We start from the raw sequence: 9312 nt of genomic DNA, 5'->3' as shown, positions 1-9312 counted from the left end.
GCCCCTTCGTCATCCGCCGATCAGCTGAGCGGCTTGCAGAGCAGCGCGTCGGGCACGCCGCCGTGGTTCCATCGGTAGGTGTACGCGACGCCGGCGATGTACTCGTTGTCCTTGCACTGGCCCTTGTAGTTGCCGGGAGCCCAGTCGCTCGCGGTCGATCCGCCGCCGGCCGGGCGGTTGTCGCCCTTGTCGAACCAGATCAGGCGGCCCTGGCTCGCCGGCAGCGCCGTGGTGCTCGTCGCGCAGGCGAGCTTCCACATCGCGGCCTTGGTGCCGCCGCCCGTGCCCAGGCTGTAGCCGACTGCGACCTCGCCCGGGTTGCACTGCAGCTTGTCGTAGCCCGAGGCCCAGTCGTTCGTGATGTTGCCCTGCCCGCTCTGCGCGCGCGGGTTCGAGGTCGTGATGCCGCCGACATCCGTGCAGAGTGCTCGGTTGGTGCCCCGCGCGATGCCCTGCAGGCGCTGGCTGTCGGGGCAGGTGCCCTTCCACTGACCCGGCGACCAATCGCCCGCCTGCAGCAGTCGCAGCGACGACTGGCTGTCGACGAAGCTGCCGCTGCCGAGCATGTTCCAGCGCGGCACGGATGCCACGGGGCCGGTCGTGCCGTTCGCGGTCACGAGCTTCTTCCACTGCGGGTAGCGCCAGTCGTCGGCGATGCTCAGCTTGGTGCCGTCGGGCTTGTAGGCGAGGAGCGAGTAGCCGTCGGCGAAGGTGCCGTCGGCGCTCGCCTGCGTCACGAGGGGCCACGCGGCGAAGTCGCTGTCGTTGGCGATGAGGATGTCGGTGAAGTTCACCCACCAGGCCTTCTCGAGGTCACTCGTGTCGCCGGCGTGGCCGATGCCGAACTCGCTGAACCACACGGGCGCCGTGTAGTGCTGGCCGGCCGTGTTGACGTACGCCGCGGCCCGTTTGACCTCGGCCGTGAGCTCGCTCCGGCTGAGGTCGCGGTAGCGGGCGTCGTGCGTCTCGCCGAGTCCGGTGGCCCCGGTGTGCTGCGGCCCGGTGTAGGCGTAGATGTGCGCCGCGTAGACGAGCTTGTTCGGATACGGGAGGGCGTTCGAGAGGTTCGCGACGGGCTTGAGGGTCGGCCGGTCGTGGAAGAAGCCGTCGAGCGGGATGCCCTGCCAGTTGATGCCCTCCATGATGACGAGCACCTCGGGGTTCGCCTGCTGGATGGCGATGCCGGCACGCTGGAACGCCTGGTAGAGGTCGTTGCCGTCGCCCATGCCCCAGTTCGGGTCGTTCCAGACGTCGCGGCGCACCTCGTTGCGGAGGTCCATGCCGACGACCCTGGGGTTGTCCTCGTAGCGCTCGGTCAGCATCACCCAGTCGCTGATCCACTTCTCGGTGGTCTGGCTGCTGTACCACTTCGAGTTGCCGTCGTCGGCGCCGCAGCACCAGCGCGACGTCGTGGTGTGGTTGTTCAGGATCACCGCGAAGCCGTCGGCCGTGAGTGCTTCGACGACGGCGTCGAAGACCTGCAGCGGGGTCTTGCCCGACAGCGACGGGTTGGCGGCCACCGCGACGTCGGGCACCGGTGCCGTCATGCCGAGCATCTCGTTCGAGTACGAGAGCCGGATGCTGTTGAGCCCGAGCCCGTGGAAGTCGCTCATGAGGGTCGCCATCGGCACCCGGTCGAGGCCCATGGGGATGTCGTAGCTCATGCCGCTGTTGTGGTTGGCCGGGTCGTTCTTGTCGCCGCTGCCGTTCCAGTGCCCCTGCGCACCGTCCCAGTTGGCGGACTCGAGCTTGAAGCGGTCGCCGTCGGCGTCGACGACGTACCGGCCGACGGTGCTGAGCGGCGCCGTCCACGATGCCGCGAGTTCCGGGCCCGTGAGCACGGGGATCGGATCCTCTGGTGTTGCTGCGTACACGGGACTCGCGACCGATATCGCGAGGGCTGCTGCCGTGAGTCCGACCGCGACCCGTAGGGTACGACGATGCATTCTGCGAACCTCTCTGTTCTGCCTTGCGCGGCGCCCCGCCATGTTGCGAGGACGCCGCCCCCAGGCTCCTGACTTGGTCAGGGTATTGGCGGGATCATCGCGATGTCAACGTAAACATGCCGAGTTAAGGCAACGTAAACATTCGGGATGCCGCCATTGCCGGGCTTTCCCGCCGCGTCGTCGCCGACCGGCGCGCCCCAGAAGCTCGGCGCCGACTCGTTGACGGGAAATCGGGCGGCGAGGATGATCGACACATGGGCACGAGGACCGCGGCGCACCGCCCGCCCAGGCGGCCGGAATCGAGTCTGGCCGAGCGATGGACCACGGTCGACGGCGTCGACATGTTCTACCGCGAGTCCCCGTCGCCACCCGACGCACCGGCCATGATGCACCTGCACGGCTTCGGCCTCTCGGGCCGCTACCTGCTGCCGACCGCCGAACGGCTCGCCGACCAGTTCCACACCCTCGTGCCCGACCTGCCCGGGTTCGGTCGCAGCGGACGGGCGGCCGATGCGCTCGACGTGCCCGACCTCGCGCACGCCGCGGTCCGGTTCCTCGACGACCGCGGCATCGAGAAGGCCACGCTCGTCGGCAACTCGATGGGCTGCCCCGTCATCCTCGAGTTCGCACACCACTACCCCGAGCGCATCGAGCGCGCCGTGCTCGTCTCCCCGGCGGGCGGCCTCTTCAACCAGCCGCTCCGCCGCGCGGTCGGCCAGCTCACGCGCGACGGCGGGCGGGAGCCCCCTCGCATGATGAAGGTGGCCGTGCCCGACTACCTCCGCTTCGGCGTGCCCAGCACGTTCAAGATGTTCCGGTCGCTCACCCAGTACCCGACGCTCGAACGCCTGCTCGAACTCCACATTCCGACGCTCGTCGTGATCGGCGACCGCGACCCGCTCATGCCGGGCCCGTCACGCGTGCAGGAGGTCGCCGCCGCGACCGACAACCACGTGCTGCTCGTCAGGATCGAGGGCGCGGCGCACGCCATCAACTTCAGTCACTCGGGCGAGCTCGCCCACCTGATCCGGCTGTTCATGGCCGACCGGCCGATCGTGGACGACCCCGGCTCCCCCGGGCACGCGCGACTGTCCGAGATCCATCGCGGCACGCACCTGCCGCCGCATCGCGAAACATAGCCATCCGGGTCGCCGGGCCGCACGGCTCAGTCGGCGACGGGCTCCAGTCGGAGCGTCGTCGCGACGACCTCCGGCCCGACGACGGTGCCGACGATCCTCGGCCCGTGCCGGTCGTACTTCGCGTGGTACGCGGCGTCGACGGCCTCGTGCACGTCGGCGGGCGGCTGGGCGAACACGACGTCGCGCTCGACGCCGCCGGCACGGATGCGGCCGGTGCCGCTCGCCTGCGCTCGACGGAACCACGGGTTGCCCGGCCCGTAGGCGGAGCGGACGAACAGCTCGTCGCCGACGCGCACGACCCAGATGGTGACGTACGGCCGGAGCGAGCCGTCGTCGCGGCGGGAGGCGATCTGCAGCTCCTCGGCCCGGCCGATGCGGTCGAGCTCCTCTGCGGTCCAGGTGGTCATGGGCGAATCCTCTCGATGGGGGCGTGCTGCAACTCGCACTGGTGCTTCTCAGAACAGCAGCGGCACCAGCTGGATTCCCAGCCCGCTCGCCACGAACCGCATCCTGCGATCGCCTGCGAGCTTCGCGACCCAGTCGAATCGTCCGAGATCGGCGACCTCGACGTAGTCGCCCGAGCGAGTGTGCGCGCCGAACCCCACTCGCAGGCCGTCGTAGTACGCGGAGTCGAGCTGCTCGGTCACGAGTTCGAGGTGCGGCAGCGTCCCGGCGAGCCGCCCCAGCAGCCGGCCGCGAAGCGCCGCACCGCGTTCATCGACCCGCACGACCGCGCGCCGACGCGCGAACTCCACGGGGAGCGTGTCGGCGCAGGCATCGAGCAGCTGGTCGAACACCGCGAGTTGTCGCGCGACGGCCCGCACCTCGAACTCGTCTTCGGGCAGTCCGCGGCCGGCCTCCGAGAGTGCGAACAGGCGGAAATGCCGAGAACGGGCGACGTCGCCCGCAGCGAGCGGCTGCGCTCGAACGGTCTGATGCACGGTGGCGAGGCGCACAGCGCTGTCGGCGGCGACCGCGAGCCGCTTCGCGCTCTCCAGGGCGAGCACGTTCGTCGGGTCCGAGACGACCTCGGTGCTGCGAATCGTCGAGAGGGTGCGATCCTGCGAGGTCGGCGCCACGACCGAACCGGCGCCGAGCGGGGCGACGGGCGAGAGCAGCACCGCCTCGAAGTCGGGCGCCGACTCCAGTGCCAGCCGGTCGAGGGTGTTCGCAAGGCGCTGGTCGATGAGCCCCGGCGCGACGAACCCGTCCTCGAGATACTGGGCGAGCACATCGACCGGACGTCGTCGTCCCGCCTGCTCGCGCAGCAGCTCGAGCAGGGCGCCGCGCGTCGCGCTCGGTGATCCCTGCTTCACGGGCGGGCCCACTCGAGCAGTCGCTCCACCGGCCAGGTCGTCACGATGCGCTCCGCGGGCACGCCGTTCGCCGTCGCGCGCGCGGCGCCGAGCTCGAGGAACGTCAGGTGCCCCGGCGCGTGGGCGTCGCTGTCGATCGAGAACAGGCAGCCGGCCTCGAGCGCGATCGCGATGAGCTCATCGGGCGGGTCCTGTCGCTCGGGCCGCGAGTTGATCTCGACGGCGACCCCGTGCTCGGCGCACGCCTCGAACACCGCGTGCGCGTCGAAGGTCGATTGCGGGCGGGTGCCGCGAGCGCCCTCGACGAGCCGGCCGGTGCAGTGCCCGAGCACGTTCGTGTGCGGGTCGGCGATGGCGCGCAGCATCCGCCTCGTCATCTCGGGCGCCTCGGTGCGGAGCTTGGAGTGCACGCTCGCGACCACGACGTCGAGGCGGCCCAGCATCTCGGGCGTCTGGTCGAGGGTGCCGTCGAGCAGGATGTCGACCTCGATGCCGCGAAGCAGGCGGATGCCGCGGGCCCCTGCCTGCACGTCGGCGATCGCCTGCTGCTGCGCCGTGAGCCGCTCGACGCTGAGTCCGTTGGCCACCCGGAGGTTCGGCGAGTGGTCGGTGATCGCGAGGTACTCGAGGCCGAGCGCCTCCGCGGCGCGGGCCATCGTCTCGAGGCTCGTCGTGCCGTCGGACCAGTCGGTGTGGCTGTGCAGGTCGCCGCGCAGTTGCGCGCGGAGTCCGGAGCGCGCACCGTTCGGCGCGAGGCCGGCGCGGGTTCGGAGGTCGGCGAGGTAGTCGGGCACCGCGCCGCCGGCCGCCTGCGCGATGACGGTGAACGTCGTGTCGCCGATGCCCTTCGTGCGCTGCAGGCGGCCGTCGCCGACACGCACCGCGATCTCGTCGAGGTCGAGCGGGCGGATCACCTCGGCCGCTCGCCGGAACGCCTTCGACTTGAACGCCGAGGCGCGATCGCGCTCGAGCAGGAATGCGATCTCCTCGAGCGCCGCCACCGGGTCCATCGCCCCATTGTGGCGCGTCGTGCAGGCGGTGGCCAGCGCCGGGCGTCGGCCCCCTGCCGTCACACGGGGCGACGTCGCTTGACAACCCCGCTCCGGGATGGCTATATCTAGACCTATACCCCCTAGGGGTATTCAGAGAAGGAGCACTCCATGTCCGCATCCACTCCGCCGACGAGACGTCGGTGGCTCGGCCTCGCACTCATCGCGGCGGCCCAGTTCGTCGTCATCATGGACACGTCGATCATCGGCGTCGCCCTGCCCGACATCCAGGCCGAGCTCGGGTTCACCCCCGAATCCCTGTCGTGGGTCTTCAACGCCTACGTCATCGCCTTCGGCGGCCTCCTCCTGCTGGGCGGCCGCCTCTCCGACGTCTTCGGAGCGCGCCGGGTGTTCATCGCCGGCTGGCTCACGCTCATCATCGGCAGCGTGCTCGCCGGCGCCGCGAGCAACGTCGGCCTCGAGATCGCCGGCCGCGCCGTCCAGGGCGCGGGCGCGGCACTCATCGCCCCGGCCGCACTCACGCTGCTCATGACGCTGTTCGGCGGCACCGCCGACCTGCCCCGCGCGTTCGCGGTGTACGGCGCCGCCGCGCCGATCGGCGGCACCGCGGGGGTCTTCCTCGGCGGCGTGCTCACGGAGTACGCGAGCTGGCCCTGGGTCTTCTACGTGACCGTGCCGATCGCCGTGCTCGTCATGGTGCTGACGCCGTTCGCGCTCCCCCGCGTCGACGGCGGACGCGGGCGCGTCGACCTCGCCGGCGCGCTCACCGCCACCGCCGGACTCGCCGCGATCGTCTACGGCGTCGTGCGCGCCCCCGAGGCCGGCTGGGCTTCGGCGGAGACGATCATCGCCCTCGCCGCAGGCGCCGCACTGCTCATCGCGTTCTTCGCGATCCAGGCCCGGAGCCGCACGCCGCTGCTGCGCCTCGGCATCTTCCGGGCCCCGCAGCTCGGCGCGGCGAACCTCGCCCAGCTCCTCCTGGGCGCAGCGTGGGTGTCGATGTGGTTCTTCCTGAACCTCTACCTGCAGCAGGTGCTCGGCGCCGGCGCATTCGCCTCTGGCGCAGCGCTCCTGCCGATGACCGCGCTCATCGTGGTCGGCATGGTCGCGGTGGCTCCGCGGCTGCAGGCACGGTTCGGGGCGAAGCCGCTCATCGTGGGCGGATTCGCGCTGCTCGCGGTCGGCCTCGGCTGGCTCGCGCTCGCGCGCCCCGACGGCAGCTACGCGGTCGACGTGCTGCCCGCCTCGCTCGTCGCGGCGCTCGGCATGGCCCTCGCGTTCGTGCCGTCGCTCGGCACCGCGATCGGCGCAGCGCGCCCCGAGGAGACGGGCGTCGCATCGGGCCTCGTGAACACGAGCTACCAGATCGGCTCGGCCGTCGGCCTCGCTGCCCTGACCGCCGTCGGCGCCGCCGTCACCGCCGGCGCAGTGACCACGGGGGCTGCGGATGCCGCCGCGCTCACGGCCGGCTACTCGTCGGCGTTCATCGGCGCCGCCGTGCTCGCGGTCGCCGGGCTCGTGGCATCCGCCCTGTTCCTGCGCCCCACGCCTCGCCGTGCGAGCGCGCCGGCGGAGGAGCTGGTCGACGCGTGAACCGCGTGCTCGTGGAGGCCGGCATCGGCTTCCACGAGCACGACCCGGCTCAGTAGGCGGGGTACATCTCCATCGAGGTGCCGATGACGCCCACCATGACCACGACGAACCACACGATCACGCCGATCGTGAGCACCACCGTGAGTGCGATCGCGGCGGCCATCGGCAGGGAGCCGCGACCCGCCTGCCGTCGCACGACCACCGAGCGGCCGATGACGTAGACGAGCGAGGAGAGGAACGCCCAGGCCCAGTGGAACCGGCGCTGGTAGCCGAGCCTCGCGAGGGCCGCGCTGTCGAGCGCGGCGAACCAGACGGAGAGACCGTAGAAGATCCATCCGCCGAACGTCGCGGCGAGGTACCACGGGTCGGCGTACGGGCCGAGCGCGGTGAGCACCGTGCTCGACGACGACATCGACATCGACTGCTCCAGGTACGACTGGAAGTCCCAGAAGAAGAGCGGCAGCACCGAGAGCACGGGCAGCGCCACGATCAGCCAGATCCAGATCGTGTCGACGGGGGTGCCCTCGGGCACGCGGGCCGTCGCCGCGACACCGCCGTAGGGTGCGGGCTGCCCGTACGCGGGCGCCGTCGCGGCATACGGGGGCGCTGAGGCGTAGGCGGGCGCGTACGCCGGGGTCACCGGCGGGACGTACGCGGGCGCGACGACCGCGGGCGCGACGACGGGCGCGACCGACGCCTGGGGAACGGCCTGCGCGACGGGAGCCACGGGAGCAGCCGGCGCGACATGCTCCGTCCACTGCGCACCGTCCCACCAGCGCTGCGCCGAGGCGTCGCTCGGGTCGGGATACCAGCCGGCGGATGCCGCACGACCATCGCTCATCGATTCCTCCTGTGGGTTCTCGGACATGCTACGGGCACGGCCACCGCTGCACCGAGGAGCAGGAGCGAGCGGATGCCGCTACAGCTCGACGACCGTCATGCCCGAGCCGGCGCCGCCGGCCGTGCCCATGGCCGCGAGCGCCGCGGGCACCTCGTCGAGGGTGATGCGCCGGCCGACGAGCTCGATCGGCCGGAAGTCGCCCGAGGCGACCGCGCCGAGCATCGAGGGGTACTCGTGCGCGGCCATGCCGTGGCTGCCGAGGATCTCGAGCTCGCCGTCGATCACGGCGTCCATCGGCATCGCGGCGAGCGCCGAGTCGCCGACCATGAGGCCGATCTGCACGTGCCGGCCGCGCTTCTTGAGGCTCCGCACCGAGGCGAACGAGGTCTCCGTCGAGCCGAAGGCGTCGACCGAGACGTCGACTCCCCCGCCCGAGGCCTCGAGGATGCGCTCGGCCGCGCCCTCGCCGCCCTGCAACGGCACGGCGCCGAGCCCCTCGGCCGCGGCGAGCGCGGCATCCGACACGTCGACGCCGTAGACCTTCACGCCCGCCGCGACGGCGATCATGATCGCCGAGAGGCCGACCCCGCCGCATCCGTGCACCGCGATCTGTTCGCCAGGCGCGAGGCGCGAGCGCGAGACGATCGCCCGGTAGGCGGTCGCGAAGCGGCAGCCGAGCGACGCGGCCTCGACGAAGCCGAGCGACTCGGGCAGGCGGATGAGGTTCAGCTCGGCCTCGTCGATCGCGACGAACTCGGCGAACGATCCCCAGTGCGTGAATCCGGGCTGCGACTGCTGGTCGCAGACCTGCTCGTTGCCGGTCAGGCACTCGGAGCAGCGCCCGCATGCGCAGATGAAAGGGGCGGTGACCCGGTCGCCGACCGCCCAACCCGCTTCGGGGGCGACCTCGGAACCGAGCACGGCGATCTCACCGGCGAACTCGTGACCGGGCACGTGCGGCAGCGAGACGGTGTCGTCGTGGCCCATCCAGGCGTGCCAGTCGCTGCGGCAGACGCCGGTCGCGCGAACCCGGATGACGGCGCCGCGCGGCGGGCACTCCGGCTCCGGCACGTCGACGAGTTCGGGGTTCTCACCGAAGGCGTTGAAGAGCACGGCGCGCACAGGAGTCCTTTCCGTATCGGGTCACGGATGTCGGCGGCGCTCGGGGCATCGTCGCCGGATCGCGCGCGCGACATCCGCGAGCTTATCGGCCCGCGGGAGGGTGCCCGAACGGGCGCTCCGGCGGACGGCTCCAGATTGTGTAACAATATGCCATGCGATTCGTGACCGCCGTGCTGCTCGCGGCCGTCTGCTTCGGCACCACGGGCACCGCGCAGGCGCTCGGGCCCGACGCGAGCGCCGCATCGGTCGGAGCGGCGCGAATCCTGATCGGCGGTGGCGCCCTCGGGCTCATCGCCCTGATTCCGATCTTCGCCGGGCGCCGGCGCGGTGCGGCCGGGACACCCG

9 protein-coding genes and 1 pseudogene are annotated in these 9312 nt (G+C 71.6%); 3 read left to right on the top strand and 7 right to left on the bottom strand.

Features of this window, described 5'->3' with window-relative positions; genetic code table 11:
• Window positions 1-20: 20 nt before the first annotated feature.
• A complete protein-coding gene (locus ACFTQE_RS19010; RefSeq protein WP_376926539.1) occupies window positions 21-1946 on the bottom strand; it encodes a glycoside hydrolase family 5 protein in 1926 nt (641 codons plus the stop codon).
• A gap of 77 nt (window positions 1947-2023) precedes the next feature.
• Entirely contained in the window at window positions 2024-2200 is a 177-nt protein-coding gene (locus tag ACFTQE_RS19005; RefSeq protein WP_376926538.1) for a hypothetical protein, read from the bottom strand.
• Between ACFTQE_RS19005 and ACFTQE_RS19000 the strand changes: the two genes are divergently transcribed.
• A complete protein-coding gene (locus ACFTQE_RS19000) occupies window positions 2201-3085 on the top strand; it encodes an alpha/beta fold hydrolase (protein ID WP_376926537.1) in 885 nt (294 codons plus the stop codon).
• Between the two features lie 26 nt (window positions 3086-3111).
• On the opposite strand, the gene ACFTQE_RS18995 is transcribed toward ACFTQE_RS19000, so the two are convergent.
• The 3 genes from ACFTQE_RS18995 to ACFTQE_RS18985 are packed head-to-tail and all read right to left on the bottom strand — an operon-like array spanning window position 3112 to window position 5411.
• Window positions 3112-3492: a DUF2255 family protein gene (locus tag ACFTQE_RS18995; protein ID WP_376926536.1), complete on the bottom strand. Its 381-nt coding sequence runs from the start codon at window positions 3490-3492 to the stop codon at window positions 3112-3114.
• A 48-nt stretch (window positions 3493-3540) separates the two neighbouring features.
• Window positions 3541-4401 carry a hypothetical protein gene (locus tag ACFTQE_RS18990; RefSeq protein WP_376926535.1) on the bottom strand — a complete coding sequence of 287 codons (861 nt, stop codon included), beginning with the start codon at window positions 4399-4401 and terminating at the stop codon, window positions 3541-3543.
• The gene (locus ACFTQE_RS18985; RefSeq protein WP_376926534.1) at window positions 4398-5411 is read right to left on the bottom strand and encodes a PHP domain-containing protein; all 1014 of its coding nucleotides are present in this window, start codon (window positions 5409-5411) and stop codon (window positions 4398-4400) included. The genes ACFTQE_RS18990 and ACFTQE_RS18985 overlap by 4 nt, the downstream gene beginning before the upstream one ends.
• Window positions 5412-5561: 150 nt before the next feature.
• Between ACFTQE_RS18985 and ACFTQE_RS18980 the strand changes: the two genes are divergently transcribed.
• Window positions 5562-7004: an MFS transporter gene (locus ACFTQE_RS18980; RefSeq protein ID WP_376926533.1), complete on the top strand. Its 1443-nt coding sequence runs from the start codon at window positions 5562-5564 to the stop codon at window positions 7002-7004.
• Window positions 7005-7053: 49 nt separating this feature from the next.
• On the opposite strand, the gene ACFTQE_RS18975 is transcribed toward ACFTQE_RS18980, so the two are convergent.
• Window positions 7054-7845, bottom strand: a complete 792-nt coding sequence (locus tag ACFTQE_RS18975; protein WP_376926532.1) for a DUF2510 domain-containing protein — start codon at window positions 7843-7845, stop codon at window positions 7054-7056.
• 78 nt (window positions 7846-7923) lie between these two features.
• Complete coding sequence (locus ACFTQE_RS18970; protein ID WP_376926531.1) at window positions 7924-8967, bottom strand: alcohol dehydrogenase catalytic domain-containing protein; 1044 nt, start codon at window positions 8965-8967, stop codon at window positions 7924-7926.
• Between the two features lie 152 nt (window positions 8968-9119).
• Here ACFTQE_RS18970 and ACFTQE_RS18965 point away from each other — a divergent pair.
• Window positions 9120-9312 (top strand): annotated as a pseudogene (locus ACFTQE_RS18965) (EamA family transporter); the annotation flags it as partial.

The sequence above is a fragment of the Agromyces sp. NPDC056965 genome (assembly GCF_042673425.1).
GTDB lineage: Bacteria > Actinomycetota > Actinomycetes > Actinomycetales > Microbacteriaceae > Agromyces.
The sequence above is the reverse complement of the archived record's forward strand: the minus strand, read 5'-3'. Positions and strand labels throughout refer to the sequence as shown.